Origin of the sequence: Pontibacter qinzhouensis (assembly GCF_008017455.1) — a bacterium.
Classification (GTDB): domain Bacteria; phylum Bacteroidota; class Bacteroidia; order Cytophagales; family Hymenobacteraceae; genus Pontibacter; species Pontibacter qinzhouensis.
Genome location: NZ_VRTY01000046.1, coordinates 1 through 25410 on the forward strand (window position 1 = coordinate 1; position 25410 = coordinate 25410).

Here is a 25410-nt window from a genome sequence, read left to right on the forward strand (position 1 = left end):
GTTTGGTAGCTTTACCCCTTAACAAACCTGGATGGCTTCATAGTTTTATAATCGCAACTTGAGTTAATTACTAATATCAAATTATGTTTTATAAAAAATATAACTTGATATTGGTCATTTCTACAGGTATTCAGCTGCTTTAGCTATTGTTAATTTGAGATGTATTGTTGTCATCAAAAAGGCATCAAACACAAATATTTTTATATGAAAGAAATTAATCGATAAGCTGTTTTTAAGCGCTGGTGCAGCGGCAACCCTGGGCATAAAATCAGGAGAAAAGCTTTGGAAGGGCATTTTTATTTAAATAATTGAGGCTAGCTCCGGCATCCGGTTTTCGGATTTCCACCTTAGATGATTATAGCTTTTGCAAGCAGCAACTGTTACATTTACCTTCAGGTAAATGTAAATTTTTCTAATAAAAATGGCCTTCCTAAAGTTTTTAAGCTAAAATCAGTCAAGGGCAATGGCTCTGGAAACAAGGGGAGACTCGAATACCTGTACCTATGGAAGATATTAAAATGAGTAACCGGAAGGCACTTTACGCCAAACTGAAGCCGGAGCTGGACCAGGCCTTTCTGGCTGCCATGGGATCTGCTGATTTACCTGATGGGCCGGATGTTATAGCGTTGGCACAGCAACTGGAAGAATTTCTGCAGGTGCCGGGCGCATTGCCGTGTGCACACGGTGCAGAGGCTATGCAGCTTGCTTTAGCAGCGCTCGATTTACCAGCTGGTGCAGAGGTTATAGTTCCGGCTTTTGGCGGTCATGCCGCTGCTGCTGCACTAGCACAGTTGGGGCTCAGGCCAGTGTTAGCCGATGTACATCCGCAAACCTTTACTATAACTCCTGATGCCGTGGCTGCAGCAGTATCAGAGAAAACAGTGGCCGTAGTGGTCGTGCATTTATTTGGCCAGTGTGCCGCAATGGCTGCTCTGTTACAAGTTGCTGCCAATCATAATTTGCTCGTTGTAGAAGATGTTACCCAGGCACTTGGGGCGACTTATACCTTTACCGGCGGCTCCACTCAGTACGCAGGAGCCATGGGTGCAGTAGCCTATACCTCGTTTTTCCCGGCAAAACCAAACGACCCAGCCGACGAAGGTGGAGCAGTTTTTACAAGTAAACCGGAAATTGCCTCCAGGTTGAACGAGTGGCTCCAAAATAATAATAGCTTGAGCTTACCGCACGCAGCTGCTTGTACCGATTGGCGCCTTCCTAACCTGCAGGCAGCTATGGTCAGGGTAAAATTAAAATACCTGCCTGAGCTACTGGAGGCCAGGCAGCAGGTGGCAGCCAGGTATACCCGGTTACTGGCTACAGTGCCTGATTGCCAGTTGCCGACTGCTGCCGGGCCAGGTGCACATGTCTTTCAGCATTACAGCATACGTGTACCCACAGCCTTACGAAACGGTTTGCAGGCCCATTTGCAGGAGCATTTTATACCGAGTATGATTTATTACCCGGAGCCGCAACTCCGGCAGCACGCATCAGCAGGTAAAGGCCAGGATGATTTTCCTGAAGCAGAACGGCTTCACCAGGGTGTGCTATCGCTGGCCTTGCATACAGAGCTGACGGAGGAACAACAGGCTTACATCTGCCACCATATAGCTACATTTTTAGCCCCGGAACATGCTTAACGTTTCAGTAGTTTGCCGATGTAGGAGAGGAGCCAGGCATTCATTTCGGGGAACACCCGCAGCCCCAAGGTAAGCGAGGCATAAATAACTGAAATAAGAAGCGATCGCACCACCATATCGAGGTACACGTTGCCCAGGTAAGGCAGCAGGTATGATGCCCCGAGCGCTGTAGCTGCAATAATGGCCATGGTAAGGGAGCTCCAGGCAAAAGGCTGCATCCGGTATAGGTAGTGCAGAAAGAACAGGCGTGCCAGGTTAATGCTTGCATAAGAGAGCATAGAGGCGAAAGCAGCTCCGTTAATACCATATAGTGGGATAAAGTAAAAATTGGTCCAGACGGTTAAGACGGCTAATACGACGTTAAACACCAGATCCCACCGATACTTATCAGAAGTAGCCAGAATAATGCCGTTGATACCCGTTGCTAAATCGACTAGCCTGGCGACCGACATAAACAGCACCACGTATTTACCTGCTCTGTAAGGTTCAGGCATAAACGAGAACAGGTTATCGATATTGGCCCAGATGCCAATCGAGAGCAGCAAACCCAGAATGAGGTTAACAAGCGTAATTTGTTTGTAAAGGGTTGCAATGCCGTCCATGTTTTTGTCTTTCCAGTAATCTGCTACCTGCGGATACGCAATTTTAAGCACAGATTTGGCCGGTATCATGATGGCAGTAGTCATGAAAAAAGCAGTGGTATACACGCCATTATCGCTGAGGCTGTAGGAGCCGATCATGAACTGATCGATGGTGGTGATGATGGTGGTAGAGATCGTGCCCAGAAACGTGAAGAAGCCATAATGCAGCAACTCCCCCAGCGGTATTATGCGCAGCATTTCCCACGATGGTTTCAGGAACAGTTGCCGCAGCCACATGGTATAAGCCGCCAGCACAAGCAAAACAATTGAGTTAATGCCAATGTAGGCTATTACAAAGTCCTGAAAGCTCATGAAACCCAGCGAATAAACCAGGATGAGCACCGATGTTAGCAGTTTAAGCAGGAAATCCTGCACAAACGACGATACAATGGTTTTATAGAGTGAGCGCAGGTAGGAGGTGAGCAGGTTGAGCAACAGCGTGAAAAAAGCAAGCGGAATAATATAAAAGTAAAAGTCCAGCAGCAGCCGCGAGCTGTCTTCGTAAGCCGCTACCACCAGGGGTTTGGTTAAAAGAAAAAGCGCCGAAATAACCGCAAAGCCGGCAACAGGGATTGCCAGTAGCAGAAAAAGAAACCCATGGTGAGCTTTAGCTTTGTCGCGGAAGTAAGGGAAGTAGCGGGCGCTCATGCTGTTAAAGCCCAAGGCCGAAAACTGCGCATACATGAGTGCCAGCGAAGTCAGGAGCCGCGTAAGACCGACTTCATCTTCGGCCAGAAAGTTAGGGAACAGCAGCACCGTGTTCACATAGCCAATTCCGATGCCAGCATACGAGATAAAGGTATTCCAGATTCCTTCGCGCTGCAGTTTACCCATAAGGTGATGTTCTATTTAGCCTGCAAAACTAGCCTTTAATGCCGACCAGACAACCAGGTGCTCCGGCAAAAATTTATTCTTTGGCTTTAAAAGCTGCCACAGCCTCTGAGCATGTTAAAAAACCTGTGCCTGCGTCGGCAACGTAATCCAGTAAATCTTCCAGTACCTCGCGCCAGTTTTGCTCGTGCGGCCCAAGCGGGTACTCCGGGTAGTCTGATATGTTTTCGTTGTGCCACAGCAGCGTAAAGAGCCCTCCAAACTCTTTTACCTCCCGCAGAATTGGTCTTAGCAGCTGCAGAACCTCGGCGGGCCGGAGGTGCATGTAGTTCGGGCCATATAAAGTAACATCCATGGCTATCAGCGGTAGTTCCAGAAAATCAAAGGCTTTTCGATTTTTAAAATCGTACGGAAAAAAAGGATGACAAAAGGAATTTCTGAAACCTGTTTGTTCCGCAAATCCCAGGGTGCTATCGTAGGCCAGTTGGCTCTGCTGCACAATTGTTGGGGTAATTTTAGGCTTGTACTGCAGGTAATGAAACCTGTTGCCGCTAACGGGCACCTGTAGCCTTTCAGCTTCCTCAAGTAACTGGTCGGTACTTTCGCAGGTACCGAAGCTACCGTGCAGGGCTACTTCATGGCCTGCTTCTGCCAGCGTCTGCAGTGTTTTTTGGTAGAGTGGCTCCTGTACCTTATAATCTGCGTTGGGGTGGCCTTTGTAAGTTTGGTTTTGTGCCATCCAGAAATAAGTAGCTTTCAACTGATGCTTTTCTGCTAGTGCCATTACCTCCGGAATGTTATTCCAGGCATCTTTCTTCAGAAGCTTTTTGGTGCAGAGTCGTGCCACAGCCAAATGCCTGCCCTGTTTCAGGCGTTGCATGCCGGCTACTTTCCAGGCAGACTGCAGCCTGTCTATGTCGTGGGTGAGGCAGGTAGCGAACGCACTATCTTTCCACTGCTTTTGCTTCAGCTTAACATCGAAACAATTTTCAATTGCTTCTTTCAGTATGCTGAAATAGTAATTAACTACGGGTATTCCTATAAAACCATATTTCGACTGCACGCTGGCACTGTACGGGAACCGGCCGAACTGGTCGTGGTGTTGGCTGTGAAATTCCTGCCAGCCGCTTAACAGGTAAAAAGCAGCAGCAACAATATCGTACTGTATGTAGGCAACTCCATCTTTATACTTTACAAGCTCTGCCACCTGGTCATGCTCAAAAAAGAACGGTATACGCTTTCCTTTCCACTCGTACCACACAGGTTGGCCCGGTTGCGGCTCCTGGCCCTCGAAGAAGTTTCCGGCGTACTTTTTAATTACAACACCGGTTTCTCCTGCTGCGTTGCCATAGCTTATCTTGTACCTTTTTGCTTGTGGGTAGAGGCTGTAGAAGTGGGAGAGTACGTATTCTAACAAGGCGGCATCTATTTTACAATCTCGAACCAGCCCTTAAAATGTTTTCGGTTTGGGCTGGTTTTGCTATAATAATAAGAATTTCCGGCTGCAACAGCAGTAGGAGACTATTTGTTTTTGTGAAATTTACTTTGGCAGAGCATTTTGCTCATTCGATTATATAATTCTAACAGTACCTTATTTATTTGCGTGCCTCTTTTGCTGAAAAGATTAATCACCCCATTACTGTTTTTTGTCAAAATGCCTGGGGAGATCAGGGCAAGCCTACGGAAAAAACCTCTTGGTGCCGGTGTGACTGCAGGATTTTCTATTTAGTCCGGAAGTATAAAGTCTTTTATATACTTCAGAGCCAGTTCGCTGCTTTTGCCATCATAAGCTGTCGCTACGGTGGCATTAAAATATTTCGCCCTTAAGTACACATCTGGTTTGTTTGTGAGGTGTTGCTGCAACAGCAGAAGTAGTTCGTTTGTGTTTGTGGCGGACTCTACCAAGCCCTTTTCTATAAAGCCATAGTAATCATGCAGTTGCTCCTCCTGGTTCAGGTTAAAGAAGATTGACCACACGTTTAGCAGTACCGCTTCCAGGTGAATGCCTGAATTCGCACTGATCTGCACATCTATCCTCCGGAGGTAGTCGAAGGTGGATTCGGTGCGCGCAGAAGAAAGCGAAACCTGTGGAGAGAGAAGTTGCAGGGAGGCAAAGTTTCTGGTGTCGCGGGGGTGAGGCCGCACGATAACCTGTACCTGCTGAAAACGCATAGTGATGCTTTTCACCAGTTGCTCCAACTCTTCGGTGTTATCCATCAGGTTACTGCCAATACCTATGGTTCCGATGCTTTTATTATGGTTTCGAAAGGGAACAAACGCATCGGCTTTTGGCATACCCACTAACTCTACTTTTCCGGTAATTGGGCCGCATTGTTTATATTTTTCCCATGAATCCTGGCCTTCCAACAGGCTAAGGTCGAACTGTAGCGGCGGGAAATTAGGGCTAACGCTCGCATGCTGGATGTATATGGTTTGTATACTCAGCTTTTTGGCGGCTAACAGCATGGCCCGGGCATCCGGGTTATGGTCATTGGCGAATACAACACACCGGGGTTTGTACTTCTGAAGCTTCTGCAGGTACACCTCATAAAAACCTACGGCATCATATAAAACATCGAAAAAACGTAACGTAATGTTGGGCTTTCGGAAAAGAAACAATAGCAGTAGCGGGAAAAATTTATAATAATACAGCACCTTGCGCCTCAGCGATAGGCGTTGTGCCAAGCCATTATAGGTACCCAATTCTTTACTTTGGCCTGCTACCAACACAGCTTCAGGCATTGCCTGAGCGATAAATTTCAGGCTATCGCAGTTGTTTTGGCTTACCACATAAAGCCAGACCTTACCTGTTAAAGCAGTTGGTTCTTCAACCCGTTTGAACAGATTACCTATAAGCCGCAACAGCGTATACCCAGCTATTTTTAAAAGACGCAACCACCACTGAGTAGGAGAAACAGCGTTTTTAGCACTTTCTGGGAGCTGGTAGAAACTGCTTTTAAAGAAAAGTGTAAGAATATTCTGGTATAAACCGAACCACTGCTTCATTTGCTACACCATTTCCCAACTGAGCGGCGTTCCGGCTTTTATATCTTGCCGGGCAACTTTGCCTAAAATTAATTCGAAATGCTTAGGTGCCAATCCAAGTCCCGGACGAATAACTTTCAGGTTCTCTTTCGAAAAAGGTTCACCTGCTTTAATATCTTCTGATGCAAAAACTGATCTTTTAAACAACCTGCTTTTCTCTTCTGCCTTCTGCACACCATATTGTATGTACCCTAAACCCTGCCAGGCCCGTTCTGTTTCAACTACTAAGGCTTGCAGCTCCTGTGGTTCTAAAGAGAAGGCTGCATCTACGCCGCCATCGGCGCGGCGGAGCGTAAAGTGCTTTTCGATAACGGTGGCTCCAAGTGCTACGGCAGCTACGGCCACTCCGATACCCATGGTATGGTCTGATAAACCTACCTGCAGGCCGAAAAGCTGCTGCAAATGCGGTATGGTAATAAGATTGGTATTGGCAGGAGTAGCAGGATAGGTGCTGGTGCATTTTAACAATAACAGCTCCTGGCAGCCAGCATCGCGCAGTACCTGCACAGCTTCATCTATTTCAGAAACAGTGGCAGCTCCTGTACTCATAATCACAGGCTTACCCGTGGCAGCCACTTTGCGCAGCAGCGGGTGATCTGTGTTTTCAAACGAAGCAATTTTATAGGCAGGCGCTCCCAAGCCTTCCAGAAAATCCACTGCTGTTTCGTCGAAAGGGGAGGAGAAGGCGATAAGGCCGCGTGCAGCTGCACGTTCAAATAACGGCTGGTGCCACTCCCATGGGGTATAAGCCTCCTGGTAGAGGTCATAAAGTTCCCGCCCTTTCCAAAGCGACCCTTCATCTTCTATGGTGAAGGCTCCGGGCAGCGTCATGGTATCGGCTGTGTAGGTTTGAAGTTTAATGGCATCGGCACCAGCATCTGCGGCGGCATCTACAATGGCCAGGGCTCGCTCCAGCGACTGGTTGTGGTTTCCAGACATTTCGGCAATAATGAAAGGTTTATGTTCCGAACCAATTTGCCTGGCTCCAACAGATATAGATTTGTGCATGTATTGTCAATTTAAAACAAAGGCTCAGGTAATTTCAAATGAAAACATAAGGCATCAGGGTGAGCAGGGTAAGGTTCTACCAGCTGGTAGCCTGCTTTTTCAAATGCCCTGATGGAGGCGTAATTATCGAGCTGCACCAGACCTTCGACCAGAGTAATTTCTGGTACCTGCTCTTTGAGCCGGTCAACCCCCTTCTGTAGCACCACATGCCCCAGCCCTCTGTGGCGAAATGGTTTCCCGATCATGTAACTGATAGTGGCCTTCGCTCCCTTCAGGTCGAACCGGATGTGTGCTGCTGGTTCTGCTGCTATATCAGCCAAATATAAGCGACTTATTCTGTTCTCCAGTTTACCATAATACCATTTTTTATGAATGGCTAACGGTATAACATCGGTGTTAAAGGAGCGAATTCTAACTTCCGGATCGTTGGCCCATTCAAGTAAAAGCAGCATATCGTCTTTACCGGCATCGCGCATAGTTAGTTGGGCACCTAAGCTAACTGCTGTAACAATGGCTTGCAACCTGCCGGCGCTTTCACCATCAAAAACGTTTCGCTGCTGTTTTACTTGCTCCTCAAAAAGCGCCTCCCAGGTGGCCTGTCCCTGCAACTCCTCCATGATGCCATAATCAAAAGCTAACCTGCTTTGCAGTAGGAAGTGGTGAAGATCTTTTTGATTGTCGGCTGTTTTAAGAACAAATAAAATACCACCTACAGCACTCACTTCGTAAGCTATACCGCTAGCCGATGTGATGGCCATGTAGCAGGACTTCATCAGGCTAACCATGTCAGAAGGAGATTGGTTAACATATAGCGAACATCCGGGGCTTTTTTGTACCCACTCCTTTAGCTGAAGCAGGCGCTGGTAGGCAGCACCAACTACAATTTTGATGTGTTCGATTTTATACTTGCTATAAAGCTCCTCACAGATTTGTTGTGTGTAGTTATGGGGATCGGCCCCGCCCAGGCAAACCAGTACGCTTTTATTTTCTGATGAGTATTTTCGGGTCTCTCTTGCGGCCTCTAAAAAAGGTTTGCGCAGCAGTGAGTAGGCTGGCCCCAGGCAAAGTTTTGTATGTGCAGCCGCACGGTAGGCATTGGCACCCACTCCGCCAGCCTGATTTATAACAGCATCTGCTACAAACCTAATCTGGTGCAAGTCATCGATGCAGATAAGGCCACAGCCACTTTCTTTAATCTTTTCCTGATAGGTTGTGTCAAACCCATAGCCATCTAACACCACAACATCGGAGGGCTTTAATAACGTACCGGTCAGGTAAGTAACCTCTGCAGCGTAGTCTGATGAAAGGGGAAGCGAAACAAGGAAAATACCTTTGCTGGTAACCTGCTCCTGCAACTCTGCTGCCGGAGCCTGCATGAGGAACAAAACGTTAAAATCTGGCAGCAGCATTTCAGCAAAGGCCAACGACCTGGTTACATGGCCCAAGCCAATGCTACTGTTGCCATCGGCCCTGAAAAGGATGCGTGCTTTGTCTGCCATATTTTTTCACTGCTTCATCATTAGCCTTACTCTTCCAGCTTTTTCTGCTCAACATGGGCATTAATAGCATGTAACGCTGGGTTAGCAGCCATAATAGCAATTATTTCTTCTGCAGGTAATCTGTCAGTCTTATAGTCTTCTATAAGCTTCCGAAGTAACTCCAGATCTTCCGGGTTATCTAAGGTTAAACGATACTTACTGGCATCTGATGTACGCTGGTAATGTACTATTTTGGTACCCGGAATCTTTTGCTGATTTATATAAGGTGTAACATGTTCTATGTCAGCGGTATAAGTAGCAGCATGATAAGCAGTGTGCAGGAGTTTAAACGAAAAAATCTCGAAGTCGAAGCCGCGTGGGTAAGTTCTAATCAGCGCATTAGACAGGTATACCATGTCGTCAGCTAAAGCCAGGTACTGTTGCAGGGCATCGGCTATAACATTGCCATCTAGCAGCGGGCAATCTGAAGTTACTCTTACAATAACTTCTAACTTGTGTTCCAGAGCGCATTCATAAAAACGGCTCAGCACATGGTGCTCATCGCCTCTGTAGCAGGGTATGGCTTGTTGGTGGGCAAAAGTAGCAATAGCATCATCGGTAGTATTGGTGGTGGTCGCAATGTACACTGGCAAGCCAGCCTGCTGCAGTCTATCCGTCTGGTGTTGCAGCATGGTTTTGTTTCCGGCTGTTAGCAGCACTTTACCTGGCAGGCGGGTGCTTGTCATGCGGGCCTGCGTAATAACCCCTATTTTTTTACCTACCATTAAATACAAACTCCTTCACCTTCTCAATTACAAACAACTGCTCCTCCTCTGTTAAAGTGGGGTACATGGGCAGGCTGAGGCACTCGGAGTAGTACTTTTCCGCCACCGGAAAATCGCCTGGCTTATAGCCTAGATTTCTGTAATAGGGCATGGTGTGGGCCGGAATATAGTGCACTTGGGCATAAATCTGGTGCCGCCGCAGGTGCTCGTATAAGCCTTGCCGGTTTTGTACCCTGATTATATACAGGTGGTAAGCGTGGCCGGTATCGTCTGCTGCACCTAATGCTGCAGCTTCGGTCTGAACCACACCCAGACCAGCCACATCTTTAAAAGCCTGATCGTAAGTTCGCGCTATTGCCTTTCTTCTGGTTAACCCTTCTTCGGCACGCTGCAACTGCGACAGGCCGAGGGCACATAAAATATCCGGAATTCGATAGTTATAGCCAAGTTCCTGCATCTCCATGTACCAAGGGCCATGGTTCTCCTGCATCAGTTCCGGGTCTTTCGTGATGCCATGGGTCCGGTAGAGCAGCAGTTTATTATAGAGAGCTTCGTTGTTGGTGGTGATCATGCCTCCTTCGCCGGTAGCGATATGTTTTACCGGGTGAAATGAGAAAATAGACAGGTCTGCGAAGTTTCCATTGCCGCACATTTGCTTTGTGCCATCGCTATCGTAGAAAAAACCGCCGGGGGCGTGGCAGGCATCCTCAATTATCCAGAGGTTGTGCTGGTCGGCAAGTTCCCGCAGCTCCTGCAGGTTTACCGGGTTACCGCCAAAATCAACAGGAATAAGGCCGGCATAATACCCTGCTGGTTTGCTTTCAAGCATCTGGCGCACAAGGTTAGTATCGAGCAGAATGGTGTTGGGGTCAACATCGGCAAAAACTATTTCGCCACCACAGTAGCGAATGCAGTTAGCAGAGGCAACAAAGGTTATAGGAGTTGTGATTACCCTCGTTTGCTGGTTTACGTTCAGGGCGAGGGCACACAAATGCAGGGCTGCTGTTCCGTTTGCCACCGCCACAGCATATTTCGCACCTACATAATTGGCAAAGGCAGCCTCAAAAGCGGCCACTGTAGGACCCTGCGTCAGAAAATCTGCTTGCAAAGTGGCCACCACAGCGGCAATATCTGCCTCCGATATGTGTTGCTTGCCGTACGGTATTGCCTTCCTCATGTTTGGGAACGTGTGAATTACGATTGTTGTACCTATTAAATTATTCTAATGAAATTAATGGTTATAAATAGTATTCTGCTTCTTCAGAACAACAAATTTATCCATTTAATCATTTAACAATCAACAACTTAATTATTCTAATAAAAAAGGCCTTCCAAGCGTTTTTGCGCCAAAAAGTGTCAAGGGTTGGAGGACCTAAGTCGCTGGTTCTTGTTAAACTGTAAAGGCCGGGTCTACGTGCTGGCGAATCTGCTCTCTTATCTGCTCCACGTTCAGCCACTCGTCGTTTGTACCTGAGTTATATTTAAAACCAAGCTCTACCATTTTCCCGTTATGCGCCTTCAGGAAATCCTCTGTTCTCCAGATAGGTGTGGAAGGAAGAATAACGTAGTATTTGGCCAGTTCCACAGTGTTCAGCGAATCCGTTTCCGTTATCATCTCTTCGTGGAGTTTCTCGCCCGGGCGTATACCTACAATTTCCTGGGTGCAGTTTGGGCCGATAGCCTCTGCTACCTCTGTTATGCGATACGACGGAATTTTGGGTACGAATATTTCGCCTCCCCAATGGTTCCCGAGCGCATGGAAAACCAGGTCCACGCCTTCTTCCAACGAAATATTAAAGCGAGTCATGTCGGGGTGGGTAATGGGCAATACGCCATCTTGTCGCTTCTGCATAAAAAAAGGCACTACAGAACCTCTCGAGCCAATAACGTTGCCATAGCGCACCACCGAAAAGCGAATATCACGGCTGCCTTTCATGTTGTTGGCGGCTACAAACAGCTTATCGGAGCAAAGTTTGGTGGCACCGTAGAGGTTAATAGGAGCCGCCGCTTTGTCGGTAGAAAGTGCCACAACATCTTTTACTCCACAATCGAGGGCGGCGTTGATAACGTTTTCGGCACCGAGCACATTGGTTTTAATGCACTCCATCGGGTTATACTCCGCTGCAGGCACTTGTTTTAAGGCAGCGGCATGCACAATAATATCGATGCCTTCGCAGGCACGTTTAAAACGGTCGCCATCGCGCACATCTCCAATAAAAAACCGGATAGAAGGGTATTTGCTCCAGGGAAAAAGCTGCGACATCTCGTATTGTTTCAGCTCGTCGCGCGAGTAAATTACCAGTCGCTTTACCTGCGGAAACTGCTTGTAGACCATTTCTACAAACTTTTTACCGAAAGAGCCTGTGCCACCTGTTACCAGTATGGCCTTATGGTTAAGGTCTAATGCCATTCTTAAATTAAACTAAGTATGTTCAGGCACCGAAATTTGCCTGTTGGGCCTGCAAGTTACAGAATTTATAAAGAGGAACGGAAGACCCGCGAACGCAATTTTTGCACGGAAGCTTCTTTACAATTTTTTACAAAGCCTGATGCCCTGACAACAAATACAGTAGCTGCCCTTATGGTAGCAGTAAAAGCTGCTGCCGCTAACCCTTTTAGGTAAAAATCTTCAAATTATTCAAATGAAAATGGCCTTCCGAAGCTTTTATGGCAAAATTGGTCCAAGGGTAAAAGGCTTCTGTTTAATCAACCAGCTCTCTAATAATTGTTGCCAGTTGCTGTGTCAGTACGCGCCTGGAGTAGCTGGTATGGTTAATGAGCGGCAGGTCCAGGTTCGGGTTTTTTAGCCAGGCCCTGCACATCTGCGTCAGGTGGTCCAGTATCAGGTCGTAGGCGGTGTAGTGGAACAACCTGCCGGCACCGCACTCATCTATAATGCGGTCTGTATCGGAGTGCACCGGCCCCAGGCACACAATGGGTTTGTTAGAGGCCAGGTACTCAAACAGCTTGCCCGGCACGTTGGCAAACACATGCGGTACATCGGCTATGGCAAGCAACAGCACCGTACTTTCCATGAGGTATTGAATGGCACGCGTGTGTGGCACATGCGGAATAAATTCTGTTATGCCGATCAGCCCGGCTTTCTCGATCCGCTTGTGCACTCCCTCCGACACTTTTCCTACAAAGCGCAGCTTAAACTCAATTTCGTGGTAAACCGACCGCAAATTTGCCAAAGCCTTCAAGAACACATCGATGTTGTAGCTCTCGGTAATGGTGCCGGTGTAGGTAATCAGAAATGAGTTAGTGGGTGGGGCAGAGGGGTATACAAAGTCATCGTCGTCGTAACCATTCGGGATAACATGAATTTTATCGGGATCGATGCCTGCCGGTTTGTTCAGAAACAAGCGTTTGGTGTCTTCGCTGGTCACAATAACGGCATCGGCCTGCTCCAGCACCTGCCGCTCATATTTCTGGTCGAGGCGTTTGGCCAGGGCCGTGTGGTAAAGCTGGTCATAATAATGAATGTTTGTCCAGGGGTCGCGCAGGTCGGCAATCCATTTAATGCCATATTTTTTCCGGAGTTCCAACCCGATTAATTGGGTGGAGTGGGGCGGGCTGGTGGTTATAATAACCTTGTAAGGGCCGTTGTGCAGCAGCTCTTCCGATTTTTTGAGGGCATGTTTGTTCCAGCCAACACGGGCATCCGGAATAAAAAGATTACCCCGCACAAATTTAAACATCTTGTCTAGAAACGAATCTTTCCCTTGCTGGTTGGCAAAGCCGCTATAGGGTATTTCCTTTTTGCCAGAGAGTTTTTTGTAGTACTCGAAAGGCTCAGAGGTAGCTGTGCGGTGCACCTCCAGCCCAGCCGGCACCTCGTTCTCGAAGGTAGGATCTAACAAGGGGTAAGAGGCTTGTTTTTCATCTACCGTCAGAACGGTGGGCACAATACCTGCCTCCGGAAAATACTTAATAAATTTGAGCCCACGTTGCACCCCCGGTCCGCCGGAGGGTGGCCAGTAGTAGGAGATAAAAAGCAGTTGTAACGGATCGTGTGGTTTCAATTTATAGCCTTATAATCTGTTTTTTTTCTGATTAAATTATGCCACCAGTTAACGCTTTACGCGAACAATAAAATACTGTCTGGTGCAGGAACCAAAGAAATTTAAAGTTAGAAGATTTTTTTGATGATGAAGCCTAATCAACAGCCTTTGCCAAAAATTACCTGGTGGCAGCAGCCATCAGTTTACGCAGCTCTACAAAAGAATTATATGGGCCGGTGGTGGCTACGGAGTTCACAACCCAGGCCGGGAGCGATCCTCCGGGGTTTACACTGAACACATATTCTGCCTGAATGGCTTTATCGGGCAGGGGAGTTATTTTCCAGGAGGCGGTGGAGTATGGCACCCTTACTTTGCCTTTTTGATGAGGCATGTAATCGAGTTGACTTTTAGACTGGATAGTGGCTTCCTGGGTAGCAGGATCTGTCGTAACGCTGAGTTGCAATACCATGTCGCGGTCGCTTACGGGCCAGGGCAGGTCGGCTACACTGTAGTAAATTAGGGAGCTTTGGTCTGTTTGTTTCAGCAAACGAGACTCTTTGATGCCGTACACCCAGTTTTTATGATTAGCAACATCTAACAGCACCTGCACCAGTTGGTCTGTTGTGCCTGGCATATCTGCTACAACTTTTATCTCCTTCAGTTTTTCATCTCCCAACTTACGGGTATATACCTTAATGCCATCCTCATCTTTCTTTAGTTCCCAATTGTCCTGTGCCAGTAGACCAGTTGAAGAAAAGATAAAAAGAAACGCTACTACGCCTAAAACTCGTTTCATGTAAATTCTGCAGTTTAGTTCTTTGTGTACTTACGGAAAATCGCCAAATGTTGTACAGGTATTAAGCAGGCCTGCTGCTCCGGCTACATGTAGTATTTGAGAAATAGCTCGTTGAATTTGCCTTTTTCACGCACAAACTTTAAGACAAACCTACAAGCTTTGGCAGGCACTAGTATCATATAAAAAGAAAAATACCTATTTTTGTAGGTAAATCCAGAAAAAGAGATGTTTGATAATTTAAGTAACAAGTTAGACCGTGCCTTTAAAACACTGAAAGGCCAGGGAAGCATTACCGAAATTAACGTTGCACAAACCATAAAAGAGGTGCGCCGTGCCCTGGTAGATGCTGACGTAAACTATAAAGTTGCCAAAACGGTTACCGATAAGATAAAAGACGAGGCCATGGGCCGCGATGTCCTTATTTCTGTATCGCCGGGCCAGCTGATGGTGAAGATCGTATATGAGGAGCTGACCGAGCTGATGGGTGGCGAAAAGCAGGATATCAATATTAAAGGTGATCCGGCTATTATCCTGATTGCAGGTTTACAAGGTTCTGGTAAAACAACGTTTACAGGCAAGCTCGCTAATTTCCTTAAAAAGCAAAACCGCAATGTATTGGTTGCCGCCTGCGACGTGTACCGTCCGGCTGCGATAAACCAGCTGCAGGTGCTGGCAGAGCAGGTGGGCGTAGAGGCCTATACCGAACTCGAAAACAAAAATCCGGTTCAGATTGCCCTCAACGCCATTGAGCATGCCAGAAAAACAAACAAGAAAGTAGTTATTATCGATACCGCCGGCCGTTTGGCAGTAGACGAGGCGATGATGAACGAAATTGCCGAGATCAAGCGTGCCGTAAAGCCAACCGAAACGCTCTTCGTGGTTGATTCCATGACTGGTCAGGATGCGGTGAACACAGCCAAAACATTTAACGATCGCATCAACTTCGATGGCGTGGTTCTTACCAAGCTCGATGGTGATTCGCGTGGTGGTGCCGCCCTTTCCATCAGGTCGGTAGTAGAGAAACCGATTAAGTTTATCTCTACCGGCGAGAAAATGGAAGCGCTCGACCTGTTTTACCCAGACCGGATGGCCCAGCGTATTCTGGGCATGGGCGACGTAATATCGTTAGTAGAGCGTGCGCAGCAAGCCTTCGACGAAGACGAAGCCAAACGCATCAACAAGAAAATCCGCAAAAACCAGTTCAACTTCGATGACTTCCTGACACAGCTGGAGCAGATAAAGAAGATGGGCGATATAAAGGACCTTGTAGGCATGATACCTGGTGTAGGCAAGGCGCTGAAGGATGTGGAGATAGATGAGAATGCTTTTAAACCAATCGAAGCCATTATTAAATCGATGACGCCACATGAGCGCGAAAACCCGGATGTAATTTCTGGTAGCCGTCGTGCGCGTATCGCCAAAGGCAGCGGAACTGATATACAGCAGGTAAACAACCTGATGAAGCAGTTTAACGACATGCGTAAGATGATGCGCTCTATGAACAAAATGGCTGGTAAGCCAGGTGGTCTGGCAAATCTTGCTAAAATGATGGGTAAGTAAAATTTAACCTTATTAAAAGGAGCAGGGGCAGTACCAGATGTGGTGCTGCCCCTGCTCCTTTTTATCCTATAATACTATCCGTAACTTATCTGGTGAGCTAGTCAGTAAATCAATATGCTTTTTTGTTTTCGTGCTGTTCCCAGGCCTCGAAGCCAGCCAGAGCCTCCTCCCGAAGAAGCTGTAGCATGGGTATATGCCGGTCTGGCAGAGCCTTGTCCAGTTCCTCATAAATAAACTGATCGTCGAAACCGGCCTGAGCGGCATCTGCTTTGGTGTTGCCGTAGTATACTTGGCGGGGCCGGGCCCAGTAAATTGCTCCCAGGCACATGGGGCATGGCTCACAACTGGTGTACAGGTCGCAGTCGGTAAGCTGAAACGTGCCAAGAGCCTGGCAAGCCTTCCGTATGGCATCTACCTCAGCGTGCGCGGTCGGGTCGTTAGAAGAGAGCACATTGTTATAACCACGGGCTATAATCTGGCCGTCTCGTACCACGACAGCACCAAAAGGGCCTCCAAACCCAGCCTTCATTTTTTCAATCGATAAGCGGATTGCTTCCCGCATAAATTCTTCCTGATCCTTCATTTACTAATCACGTTTTATTTAATTCTCTACATTACGAGACTCAACCGATACACTTACTATACCTATTTTTAAGATTTATCGTTATGAATTGGAAAATTCAGCAGAAATTAGTTTAATTCCGAAGCAAATAAGAAAAAGCTATGACTTGGTTCTCTCTGCTCTTTTTATGGCTGGCCTTAAGTTCCGGAGCACCGGCCATTGTTTTGGCTACAGACAACCCTGTTGCACGAACCAAACACGACTCTATAGCAGATCTCTCGAAGGTGTGGGTACTGCGCGAGCGGTTTGTGCAGGAAGAACAGGAGTTGGTATCGGTGCGGCCAGTGCCGAAGTATGTACTCACATTTCACGCGGATAGTACGTACCGGCTCATCCAGGAAAACGATTTGCCCAACGCCGTTAACGGTCCAGAAGTAGTGGAGGAAGGTGTTTGGGAACTTGACGGAAACAAAGGATATATTGGTGTAAGAGTAACGCAGGTAGATGGAAGGGCCATTCGCAGTGCCCTTGCCTACCGTTGGCAAATCGCCCGGATTCTGCCGAGCCAGCTGGTGCTCTCCACCATTGCCTCTGGTGCTGAAGTACTCGTGTTTGAAGAGAAGAAACTATCCGCAAAACGAAAGCTATAACCACAAGAAAAGTACTTTCGGGATCGATTTAATAAAATCAGTTCCTCCTGAATATTTTAAATACATAGGTGTAGAGCAGGTGCAGGCAATGCTGTTGAGTTATGTGCCTGCAGGAAATTATTTAAATAAAATAAGCCTCCAGAAGGATTTTCAGTAAAAAAAGCTCAAGGGTAGGGAGGTTATCTTTGTGGAGGTATGCTTTATATTTATAAGTGCAAAAGAACTAAAAAGGCAGCATAGGTTTACCTATGCTGCCTTTTTAGTTCTTTTGCTTGTTTCGCTCTTTGCTCTTACTTAGAAGCGGCAAAGTCTTTAAGCTTTAAGAAGCTTTCATCCTGCTTATATCGCTATAAGCACCATGTGGGACTAAACTTATCAATACATAGTTTTACGATAGCGCTTTAGTTTAGTTTACTATATTTATGTTTTTTCTTATTTAAAGCTGATTTGTTGGATTTAATTTTGTTGAAAAAATAATTGCAGTCAAAAACTGTGTTAGTTGCCTCTAAATGGTAATAAAATCAAAAAGAGGTTGTAATCGTACTAAAGTAGAGCGAAGTCTTATTTATATTTGGTTTATGAAAAACGCTACAAGTCTTTTTGTGTCTGCCTGGCTATGTTTGGTGCTGTTGGCAGCCTGTTCGCTCACACGTGAACAGCGCCTGCAAAGAGACTACGATGAATTTAAAACCTGGGTATCGGATCAATTACGCCAATCAGAAAACCAGACCGAAGAAAACTGGCGACAAACCAGGGCAGCTTACACCGCCAGAACTACCAGCCTCGACCAGCAGCTACAGCAGCTTACAAATGAGCGCAAAAACGAATACAGCGACCTGAAAAAGCAGTTCGGGGAGCTGGACGAACGTTATACCCAAGTCATTTTAAAAGGTAAATGGCGGCACGACCTCCTGGAAGATGCCCATAACACCAGCAGTATCACTTCCGAAAGCCTCTGGCAAGCCTATGCCACGTTTATGAGCAACGTGCGGTTACGGTGCACAAAATGGGAATCAGAAGATTGGAGAATGGCACATGAAGTGTACAAAGACCTGGCGAAACGGCAGGACGAAGTGGCGGCAGAGGTTACTACCGAAGACCAGATCAGGATAAAGGCACTCCAGATGGAATACCACGCGCTAAAATCGGATGCAGAAGGAGAAGAAGAAGAAGTAAACGAATCTGAATCGTGAGACAATAGTGGCGGCTGCTTAGCCGAAAATAAGTTTGGCGCCACCCAGAAAAATAAAGATCCAGATTAAGCCTTTAATAAAAAAGAACAGAAATCCGGCTATACCAAGTTTTTTCAGGCTACTCTTTAGTTTAGACATATGCTGGAGTCATAAGGTTTTTAATCCAGTTTCAGAACGCACAAATATACAAAATAGTCGCTTGTATTGCTGAAAAAATGAAGGAATCCCTTTTACGACCCTTGACAGGAAACTACAAAAAACCTTTTGGAAGGCCAATTTCATTTAAATAATTGAGTATGTAATGATTGCTAAATGGCTAATTATTTGATTTGAAGTTTGGAGGTACTAAGAAGGAGTAAGAGCTATTGAGACTAAAAAATAACGGAGATGAGTGAATAATTTTTATACTCTTAATTTATTAAAGGTTTAGCATCCACCATTTTGGACTTGAAATTTTAATTTATTGAAGTCCCAGGTTGCAACGCCTGCTTTAGGTGTTTGATTTGGGCGGCATGGTGGTCGAAGTGGTCTTGCAGAAAGGTGAGGCATTGGGTGACGGAAAGCGGGCCCACGTAAGGGTGCTTGAACAGGCACTTGTCGAGTAGCTCAGGTGGCAGATCAGTGAGCAGGTCTTCGAAGGTATAGCGTACGCCATTCCATTGGCGGCGCAGGCTCTGTAAACACACCTTGTCCGGCACATCGGCCACCCGGGGAGGCGCTTTAAATTTAAGTTTCGATTTTAGTGCCAGTTTCAGCAACAGCGATTTCAAGTAATTTTTAAGAGACGCAGCTGGCAGTTTTTCAGGCTCTTCCAGTTTTCGTTGCATATAGCTCAGCGTAAACTCCTCTACCAGCACCAGGTGTGCCACAATCTGGGCGATAGACCACTTGTCTTCAGCTATTTTGGTGTTCAGAATAACGGGGTCTACCTGCTCCAGCGCATCCAGCAACCGGTTCCTCGACTTTTCCAGTTTTAAATACTTTACTTCTAACAGTAAGTTCATCAGCAATAAGTATAGAAGTTGTATTTAGTATGAGTAGAACTGCAACACAAAAATGATGTAACTGCGATTACCTTCTGTCGTTTTAATCAAATCCTAAGAATCTGTTCTTGAAGATATACACTTCTAAAGGTCAACCATTTGGACCTCGCTATAGCAGTGCCGGAAGTAATATATCAATTAAAGCATATTTTACGAATAATCCAACATAATGGCTGTTTAAACCTACAAGTATGAAACCAACCTGTTTATTATTAATATCGGGACTTCCTAAAAGCTTTAGCCGGAAAAGGCCGTGTAGGTTTGTGCTGTTAATACTGTAAATTTGTTTTTTCAGATGAGCTATGGATTATTCGCAAGACCCCGTAGGAGCGGCTCTCCTCGACAAATTAGAAGGTATAAGTGGTGCCGAAATAGTAGTAGAAAGCAACCTGACCGAAGATGATGTAATTCCGGTTGATTACCTCTTCCGGAACGAGCGCGATATGCCTGCCTGGGAGCTACTGGCCCTTGAGGCAAGCAAAGGTAAAGTGCTGGATGTTGGAGCAGCAGCTGGTAGCCATACGCTGGCACTGCAGCAAAAGGGCTTCGATGTAACTGCCATCGATATTTCAGAGGGAGCCATAGAAGCTATGAAAACCAGGGGCGTTAAACAGGCTTTGCTACAGGATATTATGACCTACCAGGGAACAACGTTTGATACCCTGTTGCTGCTCATGAATGGCATTGGCATAGCGGGTACCCTACGCGACTTACCTGGTTTTCTGAAGCAGGCACGTACTTTATTGCAACCTCAAGGTCAGATCCTGCTTGAGTCATCTGATATCTTGTACATGTTTGAAGAAGAAGACGGAAGTGTGCTATTGGATTTGAACGCCGGTTATTACGGTGAGGTAAAATACAACATGCACTACAAGAACCTGGAAACCGGCTGGTTTAACTGGCTTTTTATAGATGCCGCCATTTTGCAGGACTATGCCGAAGAACAGGGCTTCTCATTTGAGCTTATGTACGAAGGAGAAGACGGTAATTACCTGGCCAGACTCTTCTTGCGCTAAAGCAACAGTAGAAATGATCGTTGAGTAAGGAATAGGAATTGAGTTATTCTAATTCCGGTTAAAGCAAAGTGAAATCAGGTGGTCTACTGTTTGGGTAGGCGCAACGGTTACTGCTTTACTGTTTGCAGTAAATAAATTTGCACTCAATAATTATTTTCAGCACGACCCGCTGGTCGATACGTACGTGCTGCTGGTTTGTTGGTGCTTATTCTGGTTTAGGTGTATTATACTTCCATCATTTTTCTGCTGGGGGCGGAGTTTACACAAGTATAATCGCAGGAGCATGACCAGGGGATAGAGCCAAAAGATAACGCTGTTAAAGTAAGAACGGAAGAAGTTGAAACTGACTAAAAAAGGAACATAAAAAAAGGGAAAGCCCTATAACAGAGTCTTTCCCTTTTTTTATACTATATGTTGACCTTAGGCTTTTTTGTACATCACCTGTTTTACAGCCTCAATCGTGCGTTCAACGTTTGGCAACGAAGCTTCTATAAGCGTAGGAGCATAAGGAAGCGGCACATCGCGGCAGGTAACGCGTTTTACAGGAGCATCCATGTAATCGAAGGCGTTGCTTTGTATGTGGTAGGCAATTTCAGAAGAAATAGATGCCAATGGCCAGGCTTCTTCTACAACTACCATACGGTTGGTTTTCTTAACAGACTCAACCAGTGTTTTGTAATCAATTGGTCTTACAGAACGCAGGTCAATAACTTCAGCGTTTACTCCGTCTTTTGCAAGTTCTTCGGCTGCCGCCAAAACAACTTTCATCATTTTACCGAAAGATACGATGGTTACATCAGAACCTTCGCGCTTAATGTCTGCTACACCAATCGGAATCAGGTATTCTTCTTCAGGCACTTCGCCTTTGTCGCCATACATCTGCTCCGATTCCATAAATATAACCGGGTCATTATCGCGGATGGCGGTTTTAAGAAGACCTTTGGCATCGTACGGGTTAGAAGGAACTACCACCTTTAAACCGGCGGTGTTGGCAAACCAGTTCTCGAAGTTCTGCGAGTGCTGCGAAGACAGCATGCCTGCGCTACCGGTTGGCCCACGGAACACCATAGGGGCGCTGTACTGACCACCAGACATCGACATAACTTTAGCAGCAGAGTTAATAACCTGATCGATAGCCACTAACGAAAAGTTAAAGGTCATAAACTCAATTATCGGGCGTAAGCCATTCATGGCAGATCCAACGCCGATACCTGCAAAACCAAGTTCTGCGATGGGTGTGTCGATTACACGTTCCGGACCGAATTCGTCCAGCATGCCCTGGCTAACTTTGTAGGCGCCATTGTACTCGGCCACTTCTTCCCCCATCAAATAAACGCTCTTGTCACGGCGCATTTCTTCACTCATGGCTTCGCGCAAGGCTTCTCTAAACTGTATACTTCGCATATAGGATGTTTATTGTCTCTTTCTGTTGGTAAAATTAAGATAAGTCAGTCAATTTACAATGCCTTCTTTATATTTCTGCACACGACTTACGGCAGCAGCGCCTCCTGAAACAGCCTGGTACCGTGGTACACCCTGAACTCCGGGTCCTCTACTGCCTCTTTAAGCAGGTTCCTGTCGGATCGTACTGCCTGGCGGAGGTGGGTACTCAGCAGCTGGTCATTTTTTGTTCTGGCTGCTTTAACCGCCATAAAATAATGTGCCCGGCCATCATAAGGCTTGTGTTGCAGGGCCTGCAGGTAAAAGCTCTCAGCTCCTTCGTAGTTTTCTTTTAAGAGGTAGCTCAACCCCAGGTTCATCTGGGTCTGGTAACTGTCGCCGGCGTATTTCAGGCTGGCAATGGCATCATCATATAAACCCATTTCTATTTCAAGCGCAGCTTTATCGGCAAAAACTCTAGTTAGCAGGTCGCTATCACCGCCCATCCGGATGGCGTAGTTGTAAGATTCGAGCGCTTTAGGTTTGTTGCCACGCACATGGTAGGCGCTGCCAAGGCTGTAATGAACAGCAGCAGTCGGTTGCCTGTAACCCGCATACGAAAGGTGCTGTGTTGCCTGGTCCAATAACTTGTTTTTTATGTCAGGCCGGAATTCTTTGTCGGCCATTTCGAGGTACACTACACCGAGGTTAAAGTAGGCAGGCCATTTGTCGGTGAGCTTTACCGATGCTTCGTACAATTTTCGGCGTTCCGTAAGCAAAGGAGTTAGGGTGGCAGCATATAGTAACTCCTCTGCCGAAAGTTGTGCCGGGTCAGCAGTTTGGTCGGCAATTTTTTGGGCGAGCAAGTACAATTCGTAGTCAGGCTTCTGATTGCGCTGGTAATTTATTTCTACATGAGCAGATCGTAAGGTCGGATAAATGTATTTCTGCAGGTAATTATAAGCTTCCGTTTGCTGCAGGTCCTCAGCCATTGTATAGATTGAATTATCTGATGCCAGAATAGCCAGGACTTCTGCTTTCTGCTTCTTGCCCAAGGCCGAGTGCTCTACTTTGGTTTTCAGTCGCTGCCGAAAATCATTGTCGGGTTGGGTGGTAATGGTTACTTCTTTACCGGAGTAGTCCAGCATTTCTACTTTATCCTGGTAATAATCCTTTAGAGCAGTGGCTCTGGTGGCTGAGAGTTCAGGATCTTTTTCCTCAGGCGACTGGCTGCCATACACGGTTATTTCCTGTGCATCTACATTATCAAGAATGTACTGGTCCAGCGTCTGGAGGTTAGAACCCACATAATCGCGCAACTCGTGCAAATCATTATCGAAGTAGAAATCCAGTAGTTCTTTGGTATTTTCGGCGGGGTTGTAGGTATTGGGGATATAAAGTACTTCATTATTTTTAACTACTGAAAGCGGAGTTGTAAGAATGCCAGTAGTTAGTGTGGTTGTTTTAGTATACTGCACGCCCTTCGTCTTGGCATCTGTCACCCTGCCCTGCGCCAGTAATTTCCCTGTTTTCTTGGCCGGTGTGTAAGGTAAGCTAAAGCTTTTTATTATGGTTGGCCGTTTGTTCTCGTATAGGAACTCACCAAACTGGAAATTTAAGGTGCCAACATTCTCGCGTTTGTTTTCACCGTATTCGTAAAACAGATCTATTTTGTAGGGGTATTGCTTGTTGACCAGCTTCTCGGGTACGCTTGCTTTTACTTCAAAAACCACTTCATCGCCACTGGCAGCCAGCGGCAAAGGACTTACCGTTATCTCCTGCTTCTTTTCTGCCTGCCTGATGAGGCGTGGCAAGGTGCAGGAGGAGGTCAAGCAACTGAGCGTGAGAATGGAAAGGAAGAAATGAAATTGTTGTTTTTTAATGCCAGGCATATCTTGTATCTAAATAAACCGTAAAATACACCAAAATTCCGCTTTGGGTGGTAAGCCTTTCTTTGGAATTTATGTTTTACTTTCAAATTTCTGTCTTAACTAAACATTCTGCTTTCTGTGCTGTTAATTCTGAACCTGCTTAAATTAGGATGTTAGGGTTTAAAACGTTTGAGCCAGAATGAGTTGCATTTTTATTTTGATAGAAGAAATTAATAGTATATTTTTAAATTTAAATTAATTCAGAAATATGAGACGGCTCCAGTACTTTATCGAATCTCAGGCTTTTGGTGTCTGCACCATGCTTGGTGAGAAGCTTGGAATCGCTTCCAGCAGCATACGGTTTTCTTTTATCTACCTCTCGTTTTTAACGTTTGGATCTCCTGTACTTATTTACCTCATGCTGGCCTTCTGGATGAACGTGAGCAAGCACCTGCGTCGGGAACGAAGCACTATCTGGGATCTATAGCTCCTTTACCGTCCTTTTCTGCCGAATAAAGTATTCCCATACAATACTGCCGGCATAAATTCCCTTTAGTTCCTTTAACTTTTTTTTAACAGGCTGCAGCTTACGGCGGTTATGCCAGTAGGAGGCTTGCTTTAACAACGATACGTGCGCCTCCAATACAGCTTTAGCGTCTGCTTTCTGACCAGCCACCAGCATCCGGAAGGCAGCCAGCCAGTCCAGCAGTATTCTGAAAACGATAACCTGGTAAAGCTCTGAAAGTGGCAGATTTTTATAAAGCATGGCCAGCCCGTTCCTGAAGTTCAGAAAGGTTTTATGTGGGTTTGATTTATGCAAGGTGCCGCCACCCACATGAAACACCTGGCTATGGCCCGTATAGAACACTTTGTAACCTGCGTTGCTGACGCGCCAGCAGAAATCTATTTCTTCCATATGGGCAAAAAAAGCAGGTTCTAAACCACCCATTTCTTTGTAAACCGAAGCCCGCACAAACATGCAGGCACCAGTTGCCCAAAACACCTCCTGCACATCGTTGTACTGTCCGTTGTCGTCTTCCAGGTGCTCAAATAAACGACCTCTGCAGAAGGGGTAGCCAAGGGTGTCGAGCATGCCACCGGCAGCCCCGGCATACTCGAACAGGTGCGGATGCTGGTGGGCGTTAATTTTTGGCTGGCAAACCGCAATCTGCTCATCAGACTCCAAAAGCGTTATAACTGGAGCTACCCAACCAGGCGTAACGGCAACATCGGAGTTGAGGAGCACATAATAAGTGGCTTCTACCTGCCGGAGCGCCTGATTGTAGCCTTCACAAAAACCAAGATTCGATTCGTGCCTGATCACACGAACCTCCGGAAAATGCGCGCGCAAAAAAGCCACCGATTCATCGGAGGAGGCATTGTCGGCTACGATGATCTCGCAACCGGGGCTGTTTTCTATTACAGAAGGCAGGAACTGCTGCAGAAAATGCAGTCCGTTCCAGTTTAAAATAACAATAGCCGTATGGCCGGGTTTACATGCCAAAGTTACCTAAATCTAAGCCGGGGATGTTGGGCAGCAAACCTTCCGTGTTCTTTTTAAGCTCTTCCTGCGCCTTTTCGTTGGCAGACTCCATGGCGCTGTTTACGGCGGCCACCACGAGGTCGTTAACCATATCACGATCGTTGGTGTTTAGAATAGAATCGTCTATTTCTATTTTCAGGAGTTTGCGCTGGCCGTTTACGGTGGCTTTAACTAAACCGGCCCCAGACTCTGAGGTTACCGTAATGTGCTGCAGCTTATCCTGCGCTTCTTTAATTTTTGCCTGGACCTCTTTTACCTTGCCCAGCATTCCGAACATATCAAACATGGTGCTTTTCTGTGGTTATGGTTTATCCCGATTACACACTAATGCGGGTTAATTTACTGCAAATATACAAATTGGCTGCTA

Annotated in this window: 23 protein-coding genes; 6 read left to right on the forward strand and 17 right to left on the reverse strand. The window is 46.4% G+C overall.

Annotation, left to right across the window (positions count from 1 at the left end):
* Positions 1 to 120 precede the first annotated feature (120 nt).
* On the reverse strand, positions 121 to 294 hold the full coding sequence (locus FVR03_RS24425) for a hypothetical protein (RefSeq protein ID WP_187270158.1): 174 nt from the start codon (positions 292 to 294) through the stop codon (positions 121 to 123).
* A gap of 209 nt (positions 295 to 503) precedes the next feature.
* Here FVR03_RS24425 and FVR03_RS13000 point away from each other — a divergent pair, with 209 nt between their 5' ends.
* Positions 504 to 1637 (forward strand): DegT/DnrJ/EryC1/StrS family aminotransferase, encoded by a 1134-nt coding sequence (locus FVR03_RS13000; protein ID WP_147922188.1) that lies wholly within the window; start codon positions 504 to 506, stop codon positions 1635 to 1637.
* Here FVR03_RS13000 and FVR03_RS13005 read toward each other — a convergent pair.
* From FVR03_RS13005 to FVR03_RS13050, 10 genes are all read right to left on the reverse strand, one after another.
* Positions 1634 to 3112 (reverse strand): lipopolysaccharide biosynthesis protein, encoded by a 1479-nt coding sequence (locus tag FVR03_RS13005; protein ID WP_147922189.1) that lies wholly within the window; start codon positions 3110 to 3112, stop codon positions 1634 to 1636. The two genes, FVR03_RS13000 and FVR03_RS13005, sit on opposite strands and share 4 nt — an antisense overlap.
* A gap of 73 nt (positions 3113 to 3185) precedes the next feature.
* On the reverse strand, positions 3186 to 4526 hold the full coding sequence (locus tag FVR03_RS13010) for a polysaccharide deacetylase family protein (protein WP_147922190.1): 1341 nt from the start codon (positions 4524 to 4526) through the stop codon (positions 3186 to 3188).
* A 308-nt stretch (positions 4527 to 4834) separates the two neighbouring features.
* Positions 4835 to 6115: a hypothetical protein gene (locus tag FVR03_RS13015; protein WP_147922191.1), complete on the reverse strand. Its 1281-nt coding sequence runs from the start codon at positions 6113 to 6115 to the stop codon at positions 4835 to 4837.
* A gap of 3 nt (positions 6116 to 6118) precedes the next feature.
* Positions 6119 to 7162: a pseudaminic acid synthase gene (gene pseI, locus FVR03_RS13020; protein ID WP_147922192.1), complete on the reverse strand. Its 1044-nt coding sequence runs from the start codon at positions 7160 to 7162 to the stop codon at positions 6119 to 6121.
* 11 nt (positions 7163 to 7173) lie between these two features.
* Entirely contained in the window at positions 7174 to 8661 is a 1488-nt protein-coding gene (gene pseG / locus FVR03_RS13025) for a UDP-2,4-diacetamido-2,4,6-trideoxy-beta-L-altropyranose hydrolase (protein ID WP_147922193.1), read from the reverse strand.
* A gap of 26 nt (positions 8662 to 8687) precedes the next feature.
* Positions 8688 to 9425, reverse strand: a complete 738-nt coding sequence (locus tag FVR03_RS13030; RefSeq protein ID WP_147922194.1) for a cytidylyltransferase domain-containing protein — start codon at positions 9423 to 9425, stop codon at positions 8688 to 8690.
* A complete protein-coding gene (pseC, locus tag FVR03_RS13035) occupies positions 9415 to 10602 on the reverse strand; it encodes a UDP-4-amino-4,6-dideoxy-N-acetyl-beta-L-altrosamine transaminase (RefSeq protein ID WP_147922195.1) in 1188 nt (395 codons plus the stop codon). Before pseC ends, FVR03_RS13030 begins: the two co-directional genes overlap by 11 nt.
* Positions 10603 to 10815: 213 nt before the next feature.
* Positions 10816 to 11835 (reverse strand): UDP-N-acetylglucosamine 4,6-dehydratase (inverting), encoded by a 1020-nt coding sequence (gene pseB / locus FVR03_RS13040; RefSeq protein ID WP_147922196.1) that lies wholly within the window; start codon positions 11833 to 11835, stop codon positions 10816 to 10818.
* A gap of 292 nt (positions 11836 to 12127) precedes the next feature.
* Positions 12128 to 13450, reverse strand: coding sequence for a glycosyltransferase family 4 protein (locus FVR03_RS13045; protein ID WP_147922197.1), 1323 nt, complete (start codon positions 13448 to 13450; stop codon positions 12128 to 12130).
* Positions 13451 to 13607: 157 nt separating this feature from the next.
* Positions 13608 to 14225: an START domain-containing protein gene (locus tag FVR03_RS13050; RefSeq protein ID WP_147922198.1), complete on the reverse strand. Its 618-nt coding sequence runs from the start codon at positions 14223 to 14225 to the stop codon at positions 13608 to 13610.
* Positions 14226 to 14450: 225 nt separating this feature from the next.
* Between FVR03_RS13050 and ffh the strand changes: the two genes are divergently transcribed.
* A complete protein-coding gene (gene ffh / locus FVR03_RS13055; protein WP_147922199.1) occupies positions 14451 to 15785 on the forward strand; it encodes a signal recognition particle protein in 1335 nt (444 codons plus the stop codon).
* 109 nt (positions 15786 to 15894) lie between these two features.
* Here ffh and FVR03_RS13060 read toward each other — a convergent pair whose 3' ends face one another.
* Positions 15895 to 16368 (reverse strand): nucleoside deaminase, encoded by a 474-nt coding sequence (locus FVR03_RS13060; RefSeq protein ID WP_147922200.1) that lies wholly within the window; start codon positions 16366 to 16368, stop codon positions 15895 to 15897.
* 140 nt (positions 16369 to 16508) lie between these two features.
* On the opposite strand from FVR03_RS13060, the gene FVR03_RS13065 reads away from it, so the two are divergent.
* Together FVR03_RS13065 and FVR03_RS13070 are read left to right on the forward strand one after the other, a co-directional pair.
* Positions 16509 to 16997 (forward strand): hypothetical protein, encoded by a 489-nt coding sequence (locus FVR03_RS13065; protein ID WP_147922201.1) that lies wholly within the window; start codon positions 16509 to 16511, stop codon positions 16995 to 16997.
* 578 nt (positions 16998 to 17575) lie between these two features.
* On the forward strand, positions 17576 to 18190 hold the full coding sequence (locus tag FVR03_RS13070) for a DUF6565 domain-containing protein (protein ID WP_147922202.1): 615 nt from the start codon (positions 17576 to 17578) through the stop codon (positions 18188 to 18190).
* A 455-nt stretch (positions 18191 to 18645) separates the two neighbouring features.
* Here FVR03_RS13070 and FVR03_RS13075 read toward each other — a convergent pair whose 3' ends face one another.
* Positions 18646 to 19194 carry a DinB family protein gene (locus FVR03_RS13075; protein ID WP_147922203.1) on the reverse strand — a complete coding sequence of 183 codons (549 nt, stop codon included), beginning with the start codon at positions 19192 to 19194 and terminating at the stop codon, positions 18646 to 18648.
* A gap of 341 nt (positions 19195 to 19535) precedes the next feature.
* Between FVR03_RS13075 and FVR03_RS13080 the strand changes: the two genes are divergently transcribed.
* Positions 19536 to 20249, forward strand: coding sequence for a class I SAM-dependent methyltransferase (locus FVR03_RS13080; RefSeq protein ID WP_147922204.1), 714 nt, complete (start codon positions 19536 to 19538; stop codon positions 20247 to 20249).
* Positions 20250 to 20669: 420 nt separating this feature from the next.
* On the opposite strand, the gene FVR03_RS13090 is transcribed toward FVR03_RS13080, so the two are convergent.
* Complete coding sequence (locus tag FVR03_RS13090) at positions 20670 to 21653, reverse strand: pyruvate dehydrogenase complex E1 component subunit beta (protein ID WP_147922205.1); 984 nt, start codon at positions 21651 to 21653, stop codon at positions 20670 to 20672.
* Positions 21654 to 21739: 86 nt separating this feature from the next.
* Positions 21740 to 23521: a tetratricopeptide repeat protein gene (locus FVR03_RS13095; protein ID WP_147922206.1), complete on the reverse strand. Its 1782-nt coding sequence runs from the start codon at positions 23519 to 23521 to the stop codon at positions 21740 to 21742.
* A gap of 247 nt (positions 23522 to 23768) precedes the next feature.
* On the opposite strand from FVR03_RS13095, the gene FVR03_RS13100 reads away from it, so the two are divergent.
* Positions 23769 to 23987, forward strand: coding sequence for a PspC domain-containing protein (locus FVR03_RS13100; RefSeq protein WP_147922207.1), 219 nt, complete (start codon positions 23769 to 23771; stop codon positions 23985 to 23987).
* Here the strand turns inward: FVR03_RS13100 and FVR03_RS13105 are convergent.
* Positions 23982 to 25004 (reverse strand): glycosyltransferase family 2 protein, encoded by a 1023-nt coding sequence (locus FVR03_RS13105; protein WP_255474209.1) that lies wholly within the window; start codon positions 25002 to 25004, stop codon positions 23982 to 23984. The two genes, FVR03_RS13100 and FVR03_RS13105, sit on opposite strands and share 6 nt — an antisense overlap.
* Complete coding sequence (locus tag FVR03_RS13110; RefSeq protein ID WP_147922208.1) at positions 24994 to 25329, reverse strand: YbaB/EbfC family nucleoid-associated protein; 336 nt, start codon at positions 25327 to 25329, stop codon at positions 24994 to 24996. The genes FVR03_RS13105 and FVR03_RS13110 overlap by 11 nt, the downstream gene beginning before the upstream one ends.
* Positions 25330 to 25410 lie beyond the last annotated feature (81 nt).

Excerpts from the sequence above, each read along its gene's own strand:
- FVR03_RS24425 (WP_187270158.1), bottom strand. The coding sequence starts at position 294 with ATGCCCTTCCAAAGCTTTTCTCCTGATTTTATGCCCAGGGTTGCCGCT.
- FVR03_RS13000 (WP_147922188.1), top strand. The coding sequence starts at position 504 with ATGGAAGATATTAAAATGAGTAACCGGAAGGCACTTTACGCCAAACTG.
- FVR03_RS13005 (WP_147922189.1), bottom strand. The coding sequence starts at position 3,112 with ATGGGTAAACTGCAGCGCGAAGGAATCTGGAATACCTTTATCTCGTAT.
- FVR03_RS13015 (WP_147922191.1), bottom strand. The coding sequence starts at position 6,115 with ATGAAGCAGTGGTTCGGTTTATACCAGAATATTCTTACACTTTTCTTT.
- pseI (WP_147922192.1), bottom strand. The coding sequence starts at position 7,162 with ATGCACAAATCTATATCTGTTGGAGCCAGGCAAATTGGTTCGGAACAT.
- pseG (WP_147922193.1), bottom strand. The coding sequence starts at position 8,661 with ATGGCAGACAAAGCACGCATCCTTTTCAGGGCCGATGGCAACAGTAGC.
- FVR03_RS13030 (WP_147922194.1), bottom strand. The coding sequence starts at position 9,425 with ATGGTAGGTAAAAAAATAGGGGTTATTACGCAGGCCCGCATGACAAGC.
- pseC (WP_147922195.1), bottom strand. The coding sequence starts at position 10,602 with ATGAGGAAGGCAATACCGTACGGCAAGCAACACATATCGGAGGCAGAT.
- pseB (WP_147922196.1), bottom strand. The coding sequence starts at position 11,835 with ATGGCATTAGACCTTAACCATAAGGCCATACTGGTAACAGGTGGCACA.
- FVR03_RS13050 (WP_147922198.1), bottom strand. The coding sequence starts at position 14,225 with ATGAAACGAGTTTTAGGCGTAGTAGCGTTTCTTTTTATCTTTTCTTCA.
- ffh (WP_147922199.1), top strand. The coding sequence starts at position 14,451 with ATGTTTGATAATTTAAGTAACAAGTTAGACCGTGCCTTTAAAACACTG.
- FVR03_RS13060 (WP_147922200.1), bottom strand. The coding sequence starts at position 16,368 with ATGAAGGATCAGGAAGAATTTATGCGGGAAGCAATCCGCTTATCGATT.
- FVR03_RS13065 (WP_147922201.1), top strand. The coding sequence starts at position 16,509 with ATGACTTGGTTCTCTCTGCTCTTTTTATGGCTGGCCTTAAGTTCCGGA.
- FVR03_RS13070 (WP_147922202.1), top strand. The coding sequence starts at position 17,576 with ATGAAAAACGCTACAAGTCTTTTTGTGTCTGCCTGGCTATGTTTGGTG.
- FVR03_RS13075 (WP_147922203.1), bottom strand. The coding sequence starts at position 19,194 with ATGAACTTACTGTTAGAAGTAAAGTATTTAAAACTGGAAAAGTCGAGG.
- FVR03_RS13080 (WP_147922204.1), top strand. The coding sequence starts at position 19,536 with ATGGATTATTCGCAAGACCCCGTAGGAGCGGCTCTCCTCGACAAATTA.
- FVR03_RS13090 (WP_147922205.1), bottom strand. The coding sequence starts at position 21,653 with ATGCGAAGTATACAGTTTAGAGAAGCCTTGCGCGAAGCCATGAGTGAA.
- FVR03_RS13095 (WP_147922206.1), bottom strand. The coding sequence starts at position 23,521 with ATGCCTGGCATTAAAAAACAACAATTTCATTTCTTCCTTTCCATTCTC.
- FVR03_RS13100 (WP_147922207.1), top strand. The coding sequence starts at position 23,769 with ATGAGACGGCTCCAGTACTTTATCGAATCTCAGGCTTTTGGTGTCTGC.
- FVR03_RS13110 (WP_147922208.1), bottom strand. The coding sequence starts at position 25,329 with ATGTTTGATATGTTCGGAATGCTGGGCAAGGTAAAAGAGGTCCAGGCA.